Here is a 23,969-nt window from a genome sequence, read left to right as displayed (position 1 = left end):
GAGGAAGAGTGAGCTTATGGGAAAATTTATTATAGAAGAAGCAAATAGATGTTTAAATTGTAAGAAGCCTATGTGTAAAGAAGGCTGCCCGGTTAATACTCCTATTAATGAAATCATACAAATGTTTTTACATGGAAACATTATGGAATGTGGAGAAAAACTTTTTGAAAATAATCCATTATCAGTAGTTTGTTCGTTAGTCTGCCCACATGAAAATCAATGTGAGGGACATTGCGTTATGGGAAGGAAAGGCAGCCCAATACAAATAAGCTTAATTGAAAATTATATATCAGACTATTATTTAAATTTTAATGATAATAAAACCATAAAAAAGATTAATAAGAAAGTTGCAATAATAGGATCAGGTCCTGCTGGAATTACAATAGCCATTATGCTTGCAGCAAAAGGTTATGACATAACTATTTTTGAAGCTCTTGATAATATGGGAGGAGTTTTATGGTATGGCATTCCAGATTTCAGATTACCTAAAAGTGTGTTGCTAAAACTAAAAGATAAATTAATAAATATGGGAATAAAAATAAGACCAAATACTTTAATTGGGTCGGCCATAACTATTGATGATATTTTTAACGATGGATATAAAGCTATATTTATTGGCACAGGTGTATGGAAACCTAGGAAGTTAGGAATAAAGGGTGAAACTTTTGGACATGTTCATTATGCTATAGATTATTTGAAAAATCCTAAGGTGTACAATTTGGGTAAAAGAGTGTGCATTATAGGTGCAGGAAATGTGGCAATGGATGTAGCAAGAACAGCTCTTAGAAATGGTTCTACTGATGTTAATATAATGTATAGGGAAGATCCTGAAAGTATTGAAGCAGAACCAATTGAAGTGGAATACGCTAAAATTGATGGAGTTAAGTTCGAAGTATTTACAGCTCCTATTGAAATAGTTGATGAAGGTGTTAAATATGTAAGAACAGAAGTTGTAAAAGATGACAGTGGAAATAAGAAAATTGAGTATCTGGAATCTACAGAAGGTATATTTAAGGCAGATTCAGTTATTTTGGCAATAGGACAAGGCCCTCGCTCAAATATTGTTTCTAATACAATTGGAATAAATATTAATGGTGTTGGGTTAGTAGAGGTAGATCAATTTGGACGAACTAGCAGGAAAGGTGTATTCGCGTCGGGAGATGTGGTAACTGGTGCAAAGACAGTAGTTGAAGCTGTAAGAGTATCTAAACTGGTAGCACAAGCTATTGATGAATATGTTTGTTCAATAGAAGAATAGATATAGGATGAGATTTGCAATAATAACGTAATTGTAAAAGGGGAGGTGAAGTTGAACTATTACTATATAATAGTTCAACTGTATAGTATGAGCATTAATGTAAAAGAAGAATCACTAAGATTACATAGAGAAAAAAGAGGTAAAATTGAAGTTGTGGGAACAATGCCATTAAGAAATGGAGAGGACTTAGCGTTAGCTTACACTCCAGGTATAGCAGGACCATGTTTAGAAATTGCTAAAGATAAAGAAAATGCATATGAATATACAATAAAAGGAAGAACAGTTGCTGTAATCACAAATGGAACAGCAGTGCTAGGTCTTGGAAATATAGGATCATTAGCAGGACTTCCAGTAGTTGAAGGTAAGGCGCTATTACTTAAAAGATTTGGAAATGTAGATGCAATGCCAATCTGTGTAGACTCTACAGATGCCGATGATATAGTGAATACAATAAAAAATATTGCAATAGGTTTTGGCGGAATACATCTTGAAGACATAAAATCTCCAGAATGTTTTTATATTGAAGAGAAACTAAAAGAAATACTTGATATACCAGTATATCATGATGATCAACATGGAACTGCAATTGTAGTTTTAGCAGGATTATATAATGCTTTAAAAATAGTAGATAAAGATATAGCAAAAATAAAAGTAGTAATAAATGGTGCAGGTGCTTCAGGTATTGCAACCGCTAAGCTTTTAATTTCAGCTGGAGCAGAAAACATAATATTATGTGATATAAATGGTGCAGTTGCAGACGGTGATACTACATTAAATGATCCACAACAAAAAATAGCGAAGGTTACTAATAGAAGTTTAGAAAAAGGCAAACTAGAAGATATAATTAAAAATGCTGATGTTTTTATTGGTGTTTCAGATGGTAATGTAGTAACTAAAGAAATGGTAGAAAGCATGAATGAAGATAGCATAGTTTTTGCTTTAGCGAATCCAATTCCAGAAATAATGCCTGATGAGGCAAAAAAAGCAGGAGCTAGAGTCATAGCTACAGGAAGATCAGATTTTCCAAATCAAATTAATAATGTTTTAGCGTTTCCAGGAATTTTTAAAGGTGCCCTAAAGGTTAGAGCTAAAGACATATGTGATGAAATGAAAATTGCAGCAGCAAAAGGAATTTCAAACTTAATAAATGATTATGAATTAAATGAGGACAATATTGTACCTACAGTATTTAATGAAGATGTTTCTAATGCTGTTGCTAATGCTGTTATTGAAACAGCAATAAAGTTAGATATAGCAAGAGTATAAAAATAAACCATATTTACATTAGGCACAATCAAAAAAATAACAAGTCCATCTGCCAAGCCTATTTTGCATCAGAGGAAGCTCGACTCGCATACGCTCACTGAGTAAGCGATTCACACCAAATCATAGATTTGGGTTCTCTGCTCATCAGCAGATTCCTCTAATAGCCCGCTATGAGACAAATCTACTTCCTTGCCTGATACAAAATAATCATGGCATTTTGGACTCGTTATTTTCTTTCATGTGCCTTAGAATATAGTCATAAAATAAATTATGAGGTTTTATCAAAACAATAAAACCAGTTATTGTAGATTTAAAAATTGCGTATCTGTAAGTTAATAGAGGATAGCTTACTGCGATGGCCTAAAAGTATCGTGGAAGGCTATTTCTTTGTTGTTTAGGAACTGCCCATGAAGGAAAAGCCTTCACAAAGTATAATGGAAAAGTGCTTGTTTTTTTCGTAGGAAAGTATAAAATAATCAGATTTTGAAAGATAATTATATCAAGGGTTAAGAAGAAGTTGACTTGTGAAAATGTGATTAAAAGAGAGCATACACAGCCACTTTTGTTTATGTCTCTGAAAGCATAGAATTTTGGGATTTTTAAAGCAAGTTGTATCAATGACTAAGATGGAGATGGTATGTGAAAATATAATTAAGAGAGAGTGTGGCGAAGCCACTTTGCTCATGTCTAGGAAAGTATAAAATTTTTGAATCTTGAGAGCCAGTCATATCAATGGCTAAGAGAAATTTAGCGTGCAAAAACGTTATTAAGAGAGAGCGTGGCACAGCCACTTTATTCTATGACTTTAATATTTGAATCACTTCATCCTTAGTGTAAGTAGTTTTATTTTTTCTACTTTGAAGATTTTTAATTTTTTTATTTATATCATCATGAAAAGTTTCTATAGACTTAGAATTATTTAATTCGTTAACGGTGCATACTGATTCATTGCAACATGCACAAAATCCAAAACCTGCGCATTTTGTATAACTTGTATTAACTTTACTTTCATTATTTTTATAACTCATAATATAAATTCCTCCTTGATTTCTATTCTAATTTTTAATTTACAATACTCAATAGTTTAAATTAAGTTTATACATTGTTAGGTTAATAATACTTTATCAACCAGATTGTGAATGTACTGTGATTATAATAATAAACTATAAAATATAATTTGTAAACTATAATTTATAGTTTGTTTCTACTTTTTGTTGTTTAATAAATACAATTTATCATGATAAACTAGTTTTATTAACTAGTATTATAAGGAGTATTCAAATGGTTCAAAAGCGAAATTTAACAAAGGAAAAGATTATTCAAACTGCTTTTTTGCTGGCTGATGAAATTGGGCTTAGTCAGATTAATTTTCAAAAAATTGCAGAAAAACTTAATATAAAATATCCATCATTATACAATTATTACGAAAATATAGATGATCTTAAAATAAAAATGACAATATACTTTTTAAATAACTTAAATTCAGAGTTAATGGAAAGATTAATTGGAAAAAGTGGTGAGAATGCTATTAGAGAGTTTTCAGATGTGTATAGGGAGTTTGCCTATAAAAATAAGAGCGGCTATAGGCTTTTTATGAACATTCCAAGTACTGAAAATGAAGATGTAAAGCGTTTATCAAAAGAAATTAATACTATAATACATAGGATTTTAGAATTTTATAATAAGGACAATACATTTATAACTCATAAAAGCAGAGCGTTGAGGAGTCTTCTACATGGCTTTGTATCCTTAAGTTCTCATGGATATTTTCAAACTCCAGTAAATATAGAAGAAAGTTTTCAATTAATGATTGATGATTTTATATTTAATATATGATTATCTATACAATATAATTCCAGTACCTGAAGTTAAATTTCCACTTTCGAAATTTAATGATTTTTCTAATAAACTACCAATATGAAACTCTCCTTTGTTAATATTTTTTTGTAATGAAACTATAGATAGACGTGAATCTTTCTTCTGTATTTTTGCTCATTTTTTAAGTGAATAGTCTATATTTGTAAAATGTAGTGTTTTAGCAATACCTTTCATATACTGTTATATTTTACAATTAATAAATAATCCAGGTTAAAAGAAGTAGAAAGCAATTTAAATTGATTTCTACTTCTTTTAATATTCCTTAAAAATTAGATATTTTTAAATTATTTTTCTAATTTTTAAAGAGAAGAAATAAAATTAATAATTATGTAATTGCCTGTATAAATACTGGAGGAATAAATGAGATATTCTTAGAGAAAATTTTGAAATTCATTTAAAAATGAAATTATTAAAAGTTAAAATTGCGTTATGAAATATAAAATCTTAAAAAACAGTTAAAAATCAAGACTAAATGAAAGAATAATAAAATAAAATTGCAAAAAACTCTTGAGTAAGGTCATGGCAGTGTGATATTATGAATATATGATGACGAGGTAGAAGGTAATTAATCGCAATTGTTTAGCACTTAGAAGTAATTGAAATATTGTAGAAAGGATGATGAAAATGAAGATCACTTATATTGAACATAGTTGTTTTTCAGTGGAATTTGAGAATGTGATTTTACTGTTTGATTATTATAAAGGACAACTTCCTAAGTTTGATAAAGAGAAAACAATTTATGTGTTTTCAAGTCATAATCACCATGATCATTTTAATATGTCAATTTTTGAGTTATTAAAAGAATATCCAAATGTTAAATATATTTTTTCAAGAGACATTAAGACGGCATTTGGGCGAAATTTATTTAATAAGCATGGTATTACTGATGATATTTATGAAAAGATTGAATTTATTAAGAGTAACGATGTTCTTGAAACATTAGATTTAAAAATAGAAACTTTAAATTCAACAGATGAAGGGGTTGCGTTTATTGTTACAGTAGATGGTAAGACAATTTATCATGCAGGTGATCTTAATTTATGGGTATGGAATTACAAGGATAAAATTTTTAACGAAAATATGATGCAAGAGTTTGAGAAAGAAATAGCAAAAATAAAGAATAGACATTTTGATGCTGCTTTTGTGGTTTTAGATCCTAGACAAGGAGAATGGTTTTACTTAGGATTTGATTATTTTATGAAAAATACTAATACAGATAAAGTGTATCCAATGCATTTTTGGAATGATAATTCAGTAATAAAGATGTTAAAAATAATGAATTGTTCGGAAATATATCGTGAAAGGATAATTTCGTACTGATATTTAAAAGAGTGAGTATTAATTGATATTTTAATATAGATATCCCAATCAAGACTTAAACTTATGTAGTAGCTAACCGAAATAGAGGTAATGCATGTGTTTCGGTTACTGAAAATTTTGATAGATGCTTCTAAGACTGCAAGTTGTACCCACAATGCTTGCTTCACAGACATGCTGTGAACAAGCACATGTGGAACAACTTACAATCTAAGAAGCATAGCTATCAAAATTTTTGAGGTAACACTACACAAATGCATCACCTCTATTTCTACTTTTCGATATATATCTAAATTAATAATATTTATTAGTTTTTCAGAGGTCTAAATTTTAGGTTGCTTATCTATAAGAGAATGTGATTAAATAAAATTATACAGTCGTCAAATCGTTATAAAACAACATATCAAGTGATTAGTTTTTCTATAATTTATTGTATCAAATAGACTTTATCACATCCTCATATAGATAAAAAACTATCGATTAAACTTAAACTTTTAAATATATTCGAAACCAGAAAGAAAGGGTGCTCTTTTGTGCAGTGTTACATTGAGAAAACGAATGTAGGATTTCTTCAGGAGAAGTTGTACTATTCTTGCTTGTCCTTAACTTGCTTAAGGAGCATGCTGGAATGGAACAACTTCTGCTTTTAGAAATCCACAATCATTTTCTCTAGTAACCGGAACAACAGAGTACCCTTTCTTTCGGTAAGCTATCACTTGACCTTAAATCCAAACTTATTTATCTATAATTAATTAGCACTTGGATACTTTGAAGTATTCCATGAATGGTCTGCACTAATTTGCTTGTCCGTTAAGTTATAATAATCATATCGTAGAATATCAACAGATGATATTGGGTCGTCCCATGTACAATCTACGTGACGCCATTTACTGTTTATATAAACTAAATTCCATGCATGAGCTTGTCCATCTGATGTTCCTTCTACAACAATTGATTTAATTCCTGCAACCGTAAACATTTTTTGAGCTAGTAGAGCATATCCCTCACAAACTCCAGTATGTTTAATCAAAGTATTATATGGATCGTATATTGAATAAGATTGATCATATCGTGTATTGTTGACAATCCAGTTATGTATAGCGAGTTCTTTTTGTGAATCACTCATGGTATTAGGAGCAATACTTGCAATTATTGATTTTACTTTTAAATCTAAATCAGCTTCCATTTTTGCAGTCATTTTGTAATTACAAGTAACTTTTATATTAATAATACCTGAGCCATTAGTTGACATATTTAATTTATAATCAGATACATTGTACATTTCATATGAATTTGAAAGTTTTAATTGTTCTATTTGACTTTTGATAACGTTTCCTAAATTTTTAATACTTATATCACTGCTTGAACACTGCATGTAGAATGTTGGATTTTGAACCCTAATGTTTTTCAATATTTCTCTTCCTATTACAGCACTTGCTGAATCAGTCCATGCTCCACTACTATTTAAATAATATCCATCGATTGATGTATCATGTGCCATATAACCATCAGAATAGAAATAATACCAATTCCTATCTATTAATCTCCAACCAGTAGCATATGAGGAATGTCCTTCTGTAAACCACCAGCCTGTGCTGTCTTTCTTCCATTCAGCATTTGCCGCAATTGGACTTAATGCTAGAAGTGAAGTTGCTAATAATGAACTAACTATTAATTTTGATAATTTTGGTCTTCTCATATCATGCACCCCATTATATCATCTTTTTACATTATTATATCATGCTGACCATATTTTTTGATGATATATTTACATAGTAATTTAATCATTTTAAGTAGTATATTTCCAAGTGAATAGTAAGGCTATGAATTAGTTAATTATGCAGTAGAATTATCTTATTAAAATAATAAAATAAAAGTTCAGATTTAGTAAATCTTTGAAAACCAACTACTGAATATTCCCAATAGGTAATGGTAATATTTTTACTTGTCACATTAAACAATAGGTGATATTAAAATTCAATAGTAAATAGTTTGTTATTTAAATTACATAATATAAATATTTCTGCTTTTTAATGATAATAATATTATTATGTAATGAATGAAAGCAGGGATTTTAAATGAAGGCATCAAGTAGAATAATAGCAATATTAGAAACTTTAATTATTATGTTTTCAATAGTATTATCATATAACAATATACAAGTTAATGCTGAGGTGATTCCATTTAGACAAAAGCCTGTAAAAATAGGAGCATTTTTATATGACTTTAAAGATAAATATATTTCCTTAGTTCATGAAAGTTTTGAAGAAATTCAAAAGAACAATCAAGATAAAGTTGAATTCGCTTTTTATGATGGTCAAAATGACCAATCAATACAAAATAGCAGCATTGATTCAGTACTTGAAAATGAAGATGCTAATCTTATATTTTTAAATTTAGTAGATACAAAAGTTACAGGCGAAGTTATTAATAAAATTAAAGCTAAGAATATTCCAGTGATTTTGTTTAATAGAGAGCCAGTTGATATAAATGCTGTTAAATCTTATAATAAAGCTTTTTTTGTAGGAACAGATTCAAAAGAAGCTGGCATATTACAAGGGAAAATTTTAATAAATGCGTGGAATTCAAATAAAAGTATAGATAGAAATAAAGATGATATTATGCAATATGTCATGTTGATGGGAGAAAAGGATAACACAGAAGCAATTGATAGAACTAAATATTCTGTTTCAGAAATTAACTCTGCAGGAATAAAAACACAAGAAATTGCCCTTAAAATATGTGGATGGAATAGGGACGTCGCTGAAAATATTATGGAATCAGTATTTGCTACTAATGGTAATAGAATTGAAGCGGTAATTTCTAATAATGATGAAATGGCAATAGGGGCTATTGAAGCATTGCAGAAATATGGGTATAACAAAGATGATAAGACAATGAATATTCCAGTTGTTGGAATTGATGCTATACCAGAAGCTAGGAAATTAGTAGATGAAGGTATTATGGCAGGTACTGTAATTCAAGATCCTAAAGTTATGTCTAAAGTAATTTATGATATGGGAATGAATTTAGTGTATGAAAGGAAACCACTTGATGGAATACAATATGATTTTGATCAAACAGGAGTGGCAGTTAGATTACCATATGGAGAATACACTGGTTAATATAATTGTAGTGTTTTAGTTATTTGTCAGCTTACTCATGCTTTAAATCATATTCTATACTGCTAGTTTTTTCAGTTATCTACCATCTAGGTGTAAATCCTAAGTTATATAGATATTAAATTTATAATATTGACTTATCTATAAGAAAATTGTACAGCTTACAAATGGCTATAAAACAATATAGGAAGAGACTGGTTTTTTATAACTTATCCTACAAAGTACATTTTATAGCTATACATAATCACCAAAAACATGGATTTATAAGATGGTGTCAAGTGTGAAACATCAGTTGAATATATACGTCTATATAGGAGGTGGTGATTAAATAAAATTATACAGTATGCAAATCGTTATAAAACAACATATCAAGTGATTAGTTTTCCCATAATTTATTCTATGAAATAGACTTTATCACATCCTCATATAGATAAAAAATTATTAATTAGACTTAAACTCTGAAATATATTCAAAACCAGAAAGAAAGGGTGCTCTTTTGTGTAGTGTTACATTGAGAAAAGGAATGTAGGATTTCTTCAGTAGAAGTTGTTCCATTCTTGCTTGTCCTTAACTTGCTTAAGGAGCATGCTGGAATGGAACAACTTCTACTGCTAGAAATCCACAATCATTTTCTCTAGTAACCGGAACAACAGAGTACCCTTTCTTTCGGTAATTTATCACTTAACTTTAAATCCAAACTTATTTATCTATAATTAATTAGCACTTGGATAATTTGAAGTAGTCCATGAATGGTCTGCACTTATTTGTTTGTCTGTTAAATTGTAATAATTATGCCTTAGAACAGGTACTGAAGACACTGGATCATCCCATGTACAATCAACATGACGCCATTTTCCATCTATATAAACAAGATTCCATGCATGAGCTGTACCATCTGCTGTTCCTTCAACAATTGTCGATTTAATTCCAGCAGTGGTAAACATTTTTTGGGCTAGTAGACTATATCCTTCACAAACTCCAGTATGTTTCATTAAAGTATTGTATGGATCAAATATTTTATAAGATTCATCATATTTTGTGTTGTTAACTATCCAGTCATGTATAGCAAGTTCTTTTTTTGACTCACTCATACTATCTGGAGCAATACGTGCAACTAATTCTTTTACTTTTGTATCTAATTCAGCTTCCATTTTAGCTGTCATCTTATAATTACAATTAACTTTTATATTAATAGTGCCAAAGCCATTGCTTGTTGCATTTAAGTCATAATTAGATACATTGTATATATCATATGGATCTGTAATTTTTAATTTTTCTACTTCACTGTTAAAAATATTTCCTAAGTTATTTATGTCCACATCTTTGCTTGAACATTTTATAGTGAACGTTTGATTTTGTGCACTAATATTTTTTAATATTTCTCTGCCAAGTAAAGTTTCAGCTGAATCAGCCCATATACCACTACTATTTAAAGTATATCCATCAATTGTTGTGTCATGTGCCATATACCCATCAGAATAAAAATAATACCAATTTTTATCTATTAATTTCCATCCAGTAGCATATGAATTTCCTTCCGAATACCACCAACCCTTACTATCTTGTCTCCATTCTGAATTTGCAACTGCTGGTTTTGATAGTAATGTGGAAGCTTTCACTAATGAAATAGCTATTACTGATAAAATAACTATTGTTTTTATTAATCTTCTCATTTTGTATCACCCCATTACATGATATTTACATTATTATATCATACTATAGATGTCCAAACTATAAATCATATTTATGTGGTGAATAACCGAAATTGCATACATTTTTGTTCCACAGGACCATGAAATTTTCACTGAAAGGTTCTAAGTACAAGGTTGTGCCCATTTTTGCATGCTCCTAATGTAAAATCAGGACAAGCAGAAAATGGTACAACATTGTACTAAGAACCTTCACAGTTCAATTTCAATGCCTGTTTCACAAAAATGTATGCAATTTCTAGTGGAAATATTAACTACAAATAAGTGCAATTCTTAAATTGGATATCTATATAGATATGCAAACTATAAATCATATTTATGCTATAGATAACCTATTACACAAATATGTATCTAATTTCTTTGTTTGTGATATATTAAATTCTTAATGATGAACCCTATATAGATAAATAACTTATAACTTAAACTTATGTTATAGTTAGCAGAAAATTTAATTGTATGGCATTTATGCATATGCTATAATTAACACAAAATTGGAATTAATGTAAATGATAAGCTATATAACAAGGAAAACAACTATGGTGGAACTTATAATATTAAGTTTGATAGGATTAATTTTCCTTATATATAGTGTAGTATATTCTAGAAAAAAAATTATATATTTAGAAGGTGAAAATGTGAAGAACTTTTTGATTGATGAGTTTGGACAAGAAGAAGGAGAAAAAATATATCAGAAACAGCAAGAAAAGTTCAATGCATTTATGAAACAAATTAGTACAGGAAAAAGTAATGGGCAGTTAGAAACTTTAAAAAATAGCATTATCCCGAGAATAGCACTTTATAGAGTGTTACAAGAGATTCCAACATATAAGGAACTAGCTTTACAAATTGTAGAAAAAGGATTTTTGCAAGATTTGCAAAGGGTTGTACTAAGTATTCAGAAGATGGAAGAAAGTGAACATTTTTTTGAAATATTTCGCATGAATTTTAGTGAATCATTAAAATGTGACAATTGGGAAAGTAAAATCATACAAAATGATAATAATTCAATGGTATTTATTATGAAAAAATGCTTATGGTATGATACTTGTATAGAGATGAACTGTCCAGAAATGTGTCAAATGTTTTGTAAAGGTGACATTGTATGTTATGGTTCTATAAATAAGATAACTTTTGAAAGAACACAAACCTTAGGATGCGGTGGAGAATGCTGTGATTTTAAATTTATAAATAATGAAGCAAAATAAATATTATATATGTAAAATTTTATTTTAGAAAGAAGTTATTGTAGTGAAACTAAAATATTATGGAATTGGTATTAGCTTGGCGATTGTTGCTATTTACGGTACTTTAACATTTATAGATTCAAATTATAGAAATAGTAAAATCAAAAATAACTCAGAAGAAATTGCTAAATCAGTTGAACAGATTAATACATTAGATAATAAGGAAGATATAGACAATAAGGAAGATGTAGTTAATGATAAGAGTCAAAACCAAACCTCAAAAGATAACTCGATATCATTACAACCATTGCCTATACCAAATACCAACGATTCAATAAAGGCAGAAGAATTACCTATACCTAATTCTAATTTAAATGTAACAATAGATTATTTAAGCTAACAGGGATGACAAAACAGAATTTTAAAATAGCAATTTAATTGGACAAGAAATATAGATAACAAAATGCAAACTTGGACATATGAGATAATTTACCGAAAGGACAGGTACGCTGTTGTTCCGGTTACTGAGAATAAGTTGAGGCTTCCTAACATCAGAAGTTGCACTATTTCAGCATGCTCCCGAGACAAGTCGCGGAAAAAGGAAACTCGACTCACATAACCTCTATTCTCATTAAGGAACACTATATACAAGTTAGCATAAATTTTTTGAGTAAATACCATAACACTCAATTATTAAGTGTTATGGTATTTTGTTTTTACAATATAACTAAATGACTAAAAGTGATAACTTGGTTCTGAAATTAAATAATACTTTAATTTTGATATATTTACATAATATGTTACAATTGATATGAAATTATAATAAAATGTAAAATACTTATAGAAATAAATGTTTAAGGGAGAATTAATATGCTTGATATTATTACTTTGATTGGAATTATAATAGGGATTGTTCTTATTATATTTTCTTCTAAAAAGCAGAATAGAGTACTTAGAAATATTGGAATATTTATAATTTTAATATGCTTAATTTATGTAGTTCCAAATTTTTTAAAAGGTTTTGCACAAGGTTTTGTAGAAGGAGCGTCTAGTGTAGAGTTTCATTAGTTATTAGTTAAAGATTATAAAATACCGCATTATTTAATATGTGGTGTTTTATTAAATGAAAAATTGAAAGGAAAAGCCTCAGAAAATTATTTCTGAGGCTTTTCCTTTTGATATTACTTTAATGATTCTAACAAAATAATCTTACACTTAAAATAATTAGTTAAGTTATTTTTCAGGTATATTAATATCCTGTTGTAAGCTTTCTTGCGAAAACTGAGACTGAGTCACCATTAGCCATTATAATACGTGGTAATTCATATTTGTTGCTATTTGATGAACTTAAACCTCCGCTTACTGTGAAACCGCCTTGACAGCCCAAGTTCTTAAGAACTGACATTGTAGTGGAATTATAATTTCCATAAGGATATGCAACGGAATTAGCAGCATTGTTGGTTATTGATTTAAGTTTTATATTTGCATTATTTATAGCTGAGTATTGAGTATTCCAGTCTGAAGTAAGAGGTTGATGTTTGATAGTATGATTTGCTATATCAATTCCATTAGCTGATAACATCTGTAATTGAGCTCTTGTAAGATGTCCATTAGTATCTAGCCAGTCAGTAACAGCAAATTGAGTTGCCTTAAAGTTATATTGTTTCAAAACAGGATATACATTTGTATAGAAATCGCTTGTACTATCATCAAATGTGAGTAATACAGGTCTGCTTGGAGCTGTTACAGTTCCATTTAGTATGTTGTAATATTGATTAAGTGATAAAGGTGTATAACCGTTTTTCTTTAGATAAGCCATATCGTTCTTAAAGTCTGTAAGACTAAATTGATATGTTCCACTTGGATTTTGAGTAACAACATGATAAAGCAGCACAGGAATTTTAGGTGTTGAATTAGCAAAAGCAACCACGTTTGTAGAAGTTAAAATAAATAGGAAAAGAACGAGAGTAACTAATTTTTTCATTAAAATCTTCCTTTCTTAAATTAAATATGATTAAAGTGTAAGAAATGTTTTGTCAAGAATAAGTAAAAATATAGTCATTTAAACTAAGGTAAAAGTTTACATAAAGTATAACATATTTTTTAGTAAAATAATACATAATTTGGATAAACAGCGATAAAATAAATATTTTCTGGCAAAATATTTATTTTATATGTTCATTTATAATTTTGATTGTCAAAAGCTTGATTTCTAAATTACTTGAATAGTGCTATATTTGAAAATGTGGTACAATTTACTAAAAAAGGTTTGCAAAGGAGGATAATTATGTTTGAATCAAGATGTGGTGTTTGTTGCAATAATTGTGAGAGAAAAGAAAAAGTAAATTGTAGTGGATGTATAAATATGAAGAAGCCATTTTGGGGTGGAGAATGTGAGGTTAAACATTGCTGTGAGAAGAAGAACTATAATCACTGTGGAGAATGTACGATTTTTCCTTGTGATATGCTCTCGAATATGGGCGTTGAAGAAGGATTTGACCCAGCTCCTAAGATTGAACAATGTAGAAAATGGGCTATGAATAATGAAGATTAGGCACATGAAAACAAATAACAAGTCGAATTTGCCATGAATATTTTTCATTAGGCAAGAAGGTAAATTGCCATCATAGCGGGCCTATTAGGTCAATTTACCGATGAGCAGATAAGTGAAAGTCCAAATTCTATGATTTGGATTCTTAAACTTAGCTAACTCATTCATGAGTTAGCCTCCGTTCCAAATAGATTTGGTGTGAATCGCTTACTCAGTGAGCGTATGAGAATGGAGCTTCCTCTGATGGAAAATAGGCTGAAAAATAGAATTGTTATTTTTTGAATGTGCCTTAAAGCGTTAAATTTTAATTTATTAGAAGAATTTTATTTGATGGAGGCAAGAAAATGATAATACAAACTGAACGATTGGAGCTTATCCCACTAACTCTTAATCAATTAAAGCTATGGATTGAAGACATTCCTGCACTTGAAAGAGAATTAAACTGTGCCTATAAGGCAGAGCCAATGAAAGGATTTTTTCTTGAAATAGTAAAGGGACAGTATGAAATAACCCAAAAAGACCCTAACAATTTTTTATGGCATAGCTTTTTTTTCTTAATTCGTAAGAATGATAGAGTTGTAGTAGGTTCAGCGGATTTTAAAGATATTCCTAATGAAAATGGTGAAGTTGAGATTGGCTATGGTTTAGGTAAGGATTTTGAGCACAATGGCTATATGACAGAGGCTGCAAAAGGAATGTGTCAGTGGGCATTGAAACAAAATGGTGTTAAAAGTGTAATTGCTGAAACTGATTTAGATGGCGTGGCTTCTCAAAAGATTTTAGAGCGTTGTGGATTCAAAAATTATAAACGCGAAGAAACTCTTTGGTGGAGATTACAAGCATAAAGAGAAATACAATACTCATGGTGAAAAAGATATCTAAAATGGGGGAGAAAAATAATGATTAAGAAATACTTAAACAAAATTATAGCTTTGGGGATAATTGCGGCATCATAAAAGTTACAGGTGAGTTTGTTGTAAGTTTGGCATTCAAACTACTTTTTATGAAAATATTACACCACCATTACTGAAAATTATAATTGAGTAATCATAGTCAAGTGGAGGTAAAACTTGTTGAGTAACCTGAGGATTTAATCTTACTAATGATTCTATAGTTTGATTAGAATCAATAATAATAACTATAGCTTTACTAGTAGATGGGGTGATTTTTATAGTAAGGGGAGTACCTATCAATAATTTTGCATCGCCCACATTATAAATACCTTGAGTTAATGTTTTAGATTGAAGTTGAGCGAATGTATTTATTGTATTAAAGTAAAATGTTAGAAATATGATAATAAAGAACGAATATATAAATCTTTTCATTAGTTTAACCACCTTTATAGTTGCTTTCAACCATTTAAATATATTTATATTATGTGAATAAACAGGTGTTTTATGCAAATGTAAAGCAGTTAAACATTATTTATTCATTGTTAAATAGATATTAGATACTATTAAGAATGGTCTATGATATCATAATAGATCATTCTTATTTTTATTGTGGAGAAAATTATAGAATTTTTAATAGTCTAAAGCTAGAAGATTATTGGCATGCATCTCAAAAGGTATATTGAAGGGGCAAATATGAGGTGGTAATAAAGGTACATTTATGAGAGAGACTGCAAAAACAGTTTATTAAAAAGGATGTGCTATAAATCTCTTTATAGAGTATTTTACTAATATCCTAAGCTATCAGGGTTTTAATAAATATTTAATAATAATTTACATGCAGCTTTTAAAGAAATTACTTTTACATTAATAGTATTATTTGAAAATGAATTTTTAGCCTTTACTGAAAGTGTTATCGATTATTATCCGATAGTGTTAGTAAAAAGATAAACGGTCATGAAAATGCAAAGTAGGAGATTCAATCTTTAATAATGAATATTACTTTATTAAAGATTCTCATTATTATAGTTGCAAGTTATATGTTGTTGCTGATTTAACATAAAGAATAACTCGCTTGTTATTTTTGCAATATTAAATTTTCTTAATATTGATTTACATATCAATATATGTCTGTATTTGTGTGATGCATAGGAATGTATATTTTAGATTTATGGAAATAATTTTTTATAATTTAATTTAATTTTATATAAAAATACTTTTGAAATATATGTTTTGGGATTCGTACATTAACATATATAAAAGAAAAATGGCGAAAAAGGAATAAAAAGGTGGACTTTTAGTATTGCTTTGTATTATGATATATATCATATGAAAGTATAAAGACTTGATTTTAGATTTTATGTAGAAAGGAGAAACGGTTAATTAAATTTACTTGACTTGTGTACTGAATTATTTAATTGTATTTATAATTATACATAGGCCTATACACAATTGCTATATCTGAAAGAATATCTAATTTTTAAATAGTAAAATCAAAACTTATTTTGTCATTTAAGTATACGTTTAAATATGACTATTTTTATCAAGTAACTGTGTGAAAGTAATTTCATTTAGATTTATCTATTAAAAGTACAAGGGGATTTTTTCAAACAAATATATGTTTAAGTCTATAAATACTAATTTTTACTTACAAATCATATATTCTAGCTTGAAGTTATATATTTTCATAAAAGTAGAATAGATTATACACAAATGTAACAAAGGAAAAAGGGGAAAAATTAACTTATGAAAATTGAAAAGAAAAGAGTTATATCATTTTTATTATCATTCTCTATAATGATAAATTTTTTCATGTCATTAACCACAATAGATGCACATGCTACTGGAACTGGATATGTTTCATTTAAGTATGATAACTTTAACAATGGTAGTATGCAAGGTTTAATGAAAGAAAACGGAAATGCTGAATTTGCAGTTGATGGTGATAGCACTGTTTTAAGACTTACGCCAGCAACTTCAGGTCAAAAGGGATCTGCATATTATAGTAATTACGTTTCGCTATCTAATAATAAATCGTTCAGTACATTCTTTTCTTTTAGAATGAGCAATGCTGGTACTAGCAACCCAGACGTATTTGCTCCAGGAGCTGATGGAATTGTGTTTGTTATAAATAACAATACCAATGGTTTGGGGACTGAGGGAGCAGGCATTGGTTATCAAGGCATAACTAATAGTATAGGAATTGAATTTGACACATATGATAATGGAAATTATGTTGGAGATAATGGATTAGGACCAAGTCATATAGCTGTAAATAAAAATGGAGATGCAGATCATCCTATAGCGACAGCTCCTAAATCAAACTTTGGAAATTATGACTTTAGACAGGGAGGCATCTATTATGCTTGGGTGGATTATGATGGATCTAACCAAAATTTACAGGTAAGAATAAATAATGTAAATAGTAGAGCTGGTGCTTACTTACCTATAGACACTAATATTAATTTAGGTGATGGAAGCATATTCAATAGTGATAATGTTTATGTAGGTTTTACTTCTGGTACTGGGGGAGCATGGGAAAATAATGATATTAGATCATTATATTTTTATAATAAATATCAGCCTATAGATACAGCAAACAGCACATATACCCAACTGCCAACTATGGTGGAAGCTTCAAATAAACCATCAATTAATTCATCTGTGGTAACTGCAACAGTAACAAACGCAGATGGAGCTAAACCTGCAAATATTCCAGTGACATTTTCAAGAGACTCTGGGAATGGAACTTTAAGTAGTACTACTGCTACAACTGATGTGAATGGACAAGTGACTGTTACATATACGGATAATATAACAGAGAATTCTACCATAAAGGTAACAGCATTAGGAGGAGCTTATGCTACTACAAGTATTACAACAATTGGATCAACAATTCTTCAAGAAGGATCATTAGGAACAGCAGATGATGGAAAGATAACAGGATTAACATCAGGGAATAAGTATGAGGTAATAGCAAATGGAACAACATACTATGTAAAGGCAGATGGAACGTTATCTACCGACCAATCGGAAGAGAGAAGCTTAACGGGAACCGAAATAACAGGATTAACAAATGGAACAACATACAAAGTAATAGATGTAACGCCAACAGCGGTAATATTAAGTTCCGATTCACCAGCAGGATTAACAGCAGATAATGGGAAGATAACAGGATTAGATGCTGAGAAGATATATAATGTAGAAATAGAAAGTGGAACAGATACAGGTAAGTATGTAAGTGAAATCGGAAATGCTGTAAATGCAGTAGTACCAATAACAGGAGTAACAGAAATAACAGGATTAACAAATGGAACAACATATAAAGTAACAGATGTAACTCCAACAGCGGTAACATTAAGTTCCGATTCACCAGCAGGATTAACAGCAGATAATGGGAAGATAACAGGATTAGATGCTGAGAAGATATATAATGTAGAAATAGAAAGTGGAACAGATACAGGTAAGTATGTAAGTGAAATCGGAAATGCTGTAAATGCAGTAGTACCAATAACAGGAGTAACAGAAATAACAGGATTAACAAATGGAACAACATATAAAGTAACTGATGTAACTCCAACAACGGTAACATTAAGTTCTGATTCACTAGCAGGATTAACAGCAGATAATGGGAAGATAACAGGATTAGATGCTGAGAAGATATATAATGTAGAAATAGAAAGTGGAACAGATACAGGTAAGTATGTAAGTGAAATCGGAAATGCTGTAAATGCAGTAGTACCAATAACAGGAGTAACAGAAATAACAGGATTAACAAATGGAACAACATATAAAGTAACAGATGTAACTCCAACAACGGTAACATTAAGTTCTGATTCACCAGCAGGATTAACAGCAGATAATGGGAAGATAACAGGATTAGATGCTGAGAAGATATATAATGTAGAAATAGAAAGTGGAACAGATACAGGTAAGTATGTAAGTGAAATCGGAAATGCTGTAAATGCAGTAGTACCAATAACAGGAGTAACAGAAATAACAGGATTAACAAATGGAACAACATATAAAGTAACAGATGTAACTCCAACAGCGGTAACATTAAGTTCCGATTCACCAGCAGGATTAACAGCAGATAATGGGAAGATAACAGGATTAAATGCTGAGAAGATATATAATGTAGAAATAGAAAGTGGAACAGATACAGGTAAGTATGTAAGTGAAATCGGAAATGCTGTAAATGCAGTAGTACCAATAACAGGAGTAACAGAAATAACAGGATTAACAAATGGAACAACATATAAAGTAACTGAAGTAACTCCAACAGCGGTAACATTAAGTTCTGATTCGCCAGCAGGGCTAGGAGTAGGCGATGGAAAAATAACAGGATTAACATCAGGGCATAAGTATTATGTAACATCAGATGGAATAACATACTATATAAAAGCAGATGGGACATTGTCTATAGACCCATTTGAAGAGGGAAGCTTAACAGGAACCGAAATAACAGGATTAACAAATGGAGTAACATATAAAGTAACAGATGTAACTCCAACAGCGGTAACATTAAGTTCTGATTCGCCAGCAGGGCTAGGAGTAGGCGATGGAAAGATAACGGGGTTAACATCAGGGCATAAGTATTATGTAACATCAGATGGAATAACATACTATATAAAAGCAGATGGAACGTTATCTACCGACCCATCAGAAGCGCGAAGCTTAACAGGAACCGAAATAATAGGATTAACAAATGGAACAACATATAAAGTAACTGATGTAACTCCAACAGCGGTAACATTAAGTTCCGATTCGCCAGCAGGGTTAACAGCTGGAGATGGAAAGATAACAGGATTAACATCAGGACATAAGTATGATGTAACATCAGATGGAATAACATACTATGTAAAAGAAGATGGAACGTTATCTACCGACCCATCAGAAGCGCGAAGCTTAACAGGAACCGAAATAATAGGATTAACAAATGGGAAAACATACACAGTAACAGATGTAACGCCAACAGCGGTAACATTAAGTTCCGATTCACCAGCGGGTTTAACAGCAGGAGATGGAAAGATAACAGGATTAACATCAGGGCATAAGTATTATGTAACATCAGATGGAATAACATACTATATAAAAGCAGATGGGACATTGTCTATAGACCCATTTGAAGAGGGAAGCTTAACAGGAACCGAAATAACAGGATTAACAAATGGAGTAACATATAAAGTAACAGATGTAACGCCAACAGCGGTAACATTAAGTTCTGATTCACCAGCGGGTTTAACAGCAGGAGATGGAAAAATAACAGGATTAACATCAGGACATAAGTATTATGTAACATCAGATGAAATAACATACTATGTAAAGGCAGATGGAACATTGTCTATAGACCCATTGGAAGAGGGAAGCTTAACAGGAACCGAAATAACAGGATTAACAAATGGAGAAACATATAAAGTAATAGATGTAACGCCAACAGCGGTAACATTAAGTTCCGATTCACCAGCGGGTTTAACAGCAGGAGATGGAAAGATAACAGGATTAACATCAGGGCATAAGTATGATGTAACATCAGATGGAATAACATACTATGTAAAGGCAGATGGAACATTGTCTAGCAACCAATCACAAGCAGGAAACTTAACAGGAACCGAAATAACAGGATTAACAAATGGAGTAACATATAAAGTAACAGATGTAACTCCAACAGCGGTAACATTAAGTTCTGATTCGCCATCAGGGCTAGGAGTAGGCGATGGAAAGATAACAGGATTAACATCAGGGCATAAGTATAATGTGACATCAAATGGAATAACATACTATGTAAAAGAAGATGGAACATTGTCTAGAAATAAATCGGAAACGGGAAGCTTAACAGGAGCAGAAATAACAGGATTAACAAATGGAGTAACATATAAAGTAACAGATGTAACTCCAACAGCGGTAACATTAAGTTCTGATTCGCCATTAGGGCTAGGAGTAGGCGATGGAAAGATAACAGGATTAACATCAGGGCATAAGTATAATGTGACATCAAATGGAATAACATACTATGTAAAAGAAGACGGAACATTGTCTAGAAATAAATCGGAAGCGGGAAGCTTAACAGGAGCAGAAATAACAGGATTAACAAATGGAGCAACATATAAAGTAACTGATGTAACTCCAACAGCGGTAACATTAAGTTCCGATTCGCCAGCAGGGCTAGGAGTAGGCGATGGAAAAATAACAGGATTAACATCAGGGCATAAGTATAATGTGACATCAAATGGAATAACATACTATGTAAAAGAAGATGGAACATTGTCTAGAAATAAATCGGAAGCGGGAAACTTAACAGGAGCAGAAATAACAGGATTAACAAATGGAGCAACATATAAAGTAACTGATGTAACTCCAACAGCGGTAACATTAAGTTCTGATTCGCCAGCAGGGCTAGGAGTAGGCGATGGAAAAATAACAGGATTAACATCAGGGCATAAGTATAATGTGACAGTAAATGGAATAACATACTATGTAAAAGAAGATGGAACATTGTCTAGCAATAAATCGGAAGCGGGAAGCTTAACAGGAGCAGAAATAACAGGATTAACAAATGGAGCAACATATAAAGTAATAGATGTAACATCAATATTACCAATATCATATATACTGACATACACAGCAGGAGAACATGGGACAATAGAAGGAACAACATCGCAAACGATAACTCAAGGAGATAACGGAACTACAGTAACTGCTGTAGCTGATACGGGTTATCATTTTCTAAATTGGAGTGATGGGAATATAAATGAAAGCAGAACAGATACAGATGTAACTAATGATTTAAGTGTAAGTGCAGAGTTTGAAATTGATTCAACTAATAATACTGATACAACAACACCATCAGCAGTTAAAATTATTGGAACTGAAAAAGTTGATAATACTTTGGAGGCTCAATTAATAGACGAAGATGGTTTAAGTGTTACTACATCAGCAGCAGTTACATACAAGTGGTATAGAATGCCAAGCAATGATTCTGAAAATGGAACACTAGTTGGTGATGGTAAAACTTATAAGTTAGTTAGTAATGATATAGGTAAATATATTAAATTAATAGCGTCTTATATAGATGAAACTTTTGAAAAGATTACAGCAAAGATTTTAGGAAATTCATCAAGTGGTAGCACAAGTTCATCAAAACATAGAAGTTCAAATAGTTCATCTAACAGTACAGGTTCAACACAACAAATTACAGTAAAAGTTACTGATGGAAGTAGCGATAATTCAATTTCACAAACTGTAGTTCAAAGAACAACGACAAGTGATGGAACTAAAAAGGATGTTGTAACTTATACAACTGATAAAGCAAAAGAAACATTAGCGGAATTAAATAGTGAAGAAAAAGATACCGCAAGAATAGTTGCTACAGATGCAGATACAAATGTATCTGAAACACAGGTCAATATACCAAAAGAAACATTAACTGAACTTTCAAATGGAAATGTAAATCTACAAATAGAAACAGGTGGTGCGATAGTTTCACTACCAAAAGAGTCTATACAAGGTTTAGCACAAAGTGGAGAGTTAAATGAAGATTTATATTTCAGATTAGTGCCAATAAAAGATGAAACAAAACAGAAAGAAATTAAGACAATAGCAGATCAGCAAGCTACAATAAAAGCTATATCAGAAAATAGTGGAATACAAGTATTAGGAACCCCAATGACTATTGAAACAAACATGAGTCAAAGAAATGTAGATATTATATTACCATTAACAGGAATTAATATTCCAACTGATTCAGCTGAAAGACAAGCTTTCTTAAATGACCTTGGAGTATTTATTGAACATAGCGATGGAGAAAAAGTTTTCGCTAAAGGTGAAGTGGTAGAATACAAAAATGGTATTTTAGGAATGAAATTCACAGTAAATAAATTTAGTGATTTCACAATAGTAAAATTGAACAAAAACAATCAAACTGGTTGGAAACAACAAAATGGATATTGGTATTTCTTTAACAATGCTGGAACTACGATAACTGGATGGTACAAGTCAGAAAGTGGAGACTGGATATACAATAGAAAAGATACAATAGGAGAATGGTTCCACTTAGGTACAGATGGAAAAATGGATACAGGTTGGTTTAAAGATACTGATGGTACATGGTACTTCTTATGCGATGGTAAAGACTATGGTGCTTTAGGATACATGGAAACTGGATGGAAATTAAATAATGGTAAGTGGTATTTCTTAAAGGATAATGGAGCTATGGCAACAGGATGGACATATATAGATAATAATTGGTACTATCTATATTCGGATGGAAGTATGGCAAGCAATACAGTAATTGATGGTTATACATTAGATGCAAGTGGAGCTTGGATTAACTAAAAATATATAATAAAAAGAGCTGTTGAAAATTCATAACAGATCCATAAAAACGAAAAAACATGCATAACTAAGAATAAAATGCACCGTATAAGATAGACAATCAAAAAAAGTTTATCTTATACGGTGCTTTTATTTATAATGAAATGAATAATACTAGGATAAAATTAGAATTGGTAAAAAGATATTTATAGTTAATGTAAAATAATATATTCAGTAGAACTTATTTGTATATGTTTTATGGAAATCTCATTAGATAAGATCGAAATGAATGATAGGTATAATAATATTGATGAAGAAAGTTTAGTATTCTGCCATATAATGGGTATATGGTGTATAATAAGATTAAAACTTATGAATATAAAATGATTTATCTTAAGAATGAATTAGAAGTTTGATTTTTTTGTGCAATTATTCTTAAAAGATGTATCAGCTGTTGATACATCCTTTTCCTTAATCATAG

16 protein-coding genes are annotated in these 23,969 nt (G+C 30.4%); 11 read left to right on the top strand and 5 right to left on the bottom strand.

Annotated elements, in window-relative coordinates; all coding sequences use genetic code 11:
• The first annotated feature begins 16 nt into the window (after positions 1-16).
• Positions 17-1,258, top strand: coding sequence for an NAD(P)-dependent oxidoreductase (locus tag CLSA_RS16695; protein WP_022747643.1), 1,242 nt, complete (start codon positions 17-19; stop codon positions 1,256-1,258).
• An 87-nt stretch (positions 1,259-1,345) separates the two neighbouring features.
• The gene (locus tag CLSA_RS16690) at positions 1,346-2,524 is read left to right on the top strand and encodes an NAD(P)-dependent malic enzyme (RefSeq protein WP_041716728.1); all 1,179 of its coding nucleotides are present in this window, start codon (positions 1,346-1,348) and stop codon (positions 2,522-2,524) included.
• Positions 2,525-3,321: 797 nt separating this feature from the next.
• Here CLSA_RS16690 and CLSA_RS16685 read toward each other — a convergent pair.
• Positions 3,322-3,552, bottom strand: a complete 231-nt coding sequence (locus CLSA_RS16685) for a hypothetical protein (RefSeq protein WP_022747637.1) — start codon at positions 3,550-3,552, stop codon at positions 3,322-3,324.
• Between the two features lie 253 nt (positions 3,553-3,805).
• Here CLSA_RS16685 and CLSA_RS16680 point away from each other — a divergent pair, with 253 nt between their 5' ends.
• Together CLSA_RS16680 and CLSA_RS16675 are read left to right on the top strand one after the other, a co-directional pair.
• The gene (locus CLSA_RS16680; RefSeq protein ID WP_022747634.1) at positions 3,806-4,360 is read left to right on the top strand and encodes a TetR/AcrR family transcriptional regulator; all 555 of its coding nucleotides are present in this window, start codon (positions 3,806-3,808) and stop codon (positions 4,358-4,360) included.
• 666 nt (positions 4,361-5,026) lie between these two features.
• Entirely contained in the window at positions 5,027-5,722 is a 696-nt protein-coding gene (locus CLSA_RS16675; protein WP_022747631.1) for an MBL fold metallo-hydrolase, read from the top strand.
• A 745-nt stretch (positions 5,723-6,467) separates the two neighbouring features.
• On the opposite strand, the gene CLSA_RS16670 is transcribed toward CLSA_RS16675, so the two are convergent.
• Positions 6,468-7,418: a transglutaminase domain-containing protein gene (locus CLSA_RS16670; RefSeq protein ID WP_022747628.1), complete on the bottom strand. Its 951-nt coding sequence runs from the start codon at positions 7,416-7,418 to the stop codon at positions 6,468-6,470.
• A 379-nt stretch (positions 7,419-7,797) separates the two neighbouring features.
• Here CLSA_RS16670 and CLSA_RS16665 point away from each other — a divergent pair, with 379 nt between their 5' ends.
• Entirely contained in the window at positions 7,798-8,844 is a 1,047-nt protein-coding gene (locus CLSA_RS16665) for a galactose ABC transporter substrate-binding protein (RefSeq protein ID WP_022747625.1), read from the top strand.
• 710 nt (positions 8,845-9,554) lie between these two features.
• On the opposite strand, the gene CLSA_RS16660 is transcribed toward CLSA_RS16665, so the two are convergent.
• On the bottom strand, positions 9,555-10,514 hold the full coding sequence (locus CLSA_RS16660; protein WP_022747620.1) for a transglutaminase domain-containing protein: 960 nt from the start codon (positions 10,512-10,514) through the stop codon (positions 9,555-9,557).
• A gap of 542 nt (positions 10,515-11,056) precedes the next feature.
• Between CLSA_RS16660 and CLSA_RS16655 the strand changes: the two genes are divergently transcribed.
• The 3 genes from CLSA_RS16655 (at position 11,057) to CLSA_RS16645 (ending at position 12,802) form a co-directional block, all read left to right on the top strand.
• Positions 11,057-11,755 (top strand): L-2-amino-thiazoline-4-carboxylic acid hydrolase, encoded by a 699-nt coding sequence (locus CLSA_RS16655; RefSeq protein WP_077393810.1) that lies wholly within the window; start codon positions 11,057-11,059, stop codon positions 11,753-11,755.
• A 43-nt stretch (positions 11,756-11,798) separates the two neighbouring features.
• A complete protein-coding gene (locus tag CLSA_RS16650; RefSeq protein WP_022747610.1) occupies positions 11,799-12,134 on the top strand; it encodes a hypothetical protein in 336 nt (111 codons plus the stop codon).
• Between the two features lie 470 nt (positions 12,135-12,604).
• A complete protein-coding gene (locus tag CLSA_RS16645; RefSeq protein WP_041716311.1) occupies positions 12,605-12,802 on the top strand; it encodes a hypothetical protein in 198 nt (65 codons plus the stop codon).
• Between the two features lie 181 nt (positions 12,803-12,983).
• Here the strand turns inward: CLSA_RS16645 and CLSA_RS16640 are convergent, their stop codons facing one another.
• Complete coding sequence (locus CLSA_RS16640; protein ID WP_022747606.1) at positions 12,984-13,718, bottom strand: polysaccharide deacetylase family protein; 735 nt, start codon at positions 13,716-13,718, stop codon at positions 12,984-12,986.
• Positions 13,719-14,021: 303 nt separating this feature from the next.
• Here CLSA_RS16640 and CLSA_RS16635 point away from each other — a divergent pair, with 303 nt between their 5' ends.
• Positions 14,022-14,288: a DUF3795 domain-containing protein gene (locus CLSA_RS16635; RefSeq protein ID WP_022747602.1), complete on the top strand. Its 267-nt coding sequence runs from the start codon at positions 14,022-14,024 to the stop codon at positions 14,286-14,288.
• Between the two features lie 341 nt (positions 14,289-14,629).
• Positions 14,630-15,130: a GNAT family N-acetyltransferase gene (locus tag CLSA_RS16630; RefSeq protein WP_022747597.1), complete on the top strand. Its 501-nt coding sequence runs from the start codon at positions 14,630-14,632 to the stop codon at positions 15,128-15,130.
• 156 nt (positions 15,131-15,286) lie between these two features.
• Here the strand turns inward: CLSA_RS16630 and CLSA_RS16625 are convergent, their stop codons facing one another.
• Positions 15,287-15,610 (bottom strand): hypothetical protein, encoded by a 324-nt coding sequence (locus tag CLSA_RS16625; protein ID WP_022747593.1) that lies wholly within the window; start codon positions 15,608-15,610, stop codon positions 15,287-15,289.
• A 1,311-nt stretch (positions 15,611-16,921) separates the two neighbouring features.
• Between CLSA_RS16625 and CLSA_RS22940 the strand changes: the two genes are divergently transcribed.
• Positions 16,922-23,509: a lectin-like domain-containing protein gene (locus tag CLSA_RS22940; RefSeq protein WP_041716310.1), complete on the top strand. Its 6,588-nt coding sequence runs from the start codon at positions 16,922-16,924 to the stop codon at positions 23,507-23,509.
• Positions 23,510-23,969: the final 460 nt, after the last annotated feature.

The organism is Clostridium saccharobutylicum DSM 13864 (genome assembly GCF_000473995.1).
Classification (GTDB): Bacteria; Bacillota; Clostridia; order Clostridiales; family Clostridiaceae; genus Clostridium; species Clostridium saccharobutylicum.
This window is presented reverse-complemented; position numbering and strand designations above follow the sequence as displayed.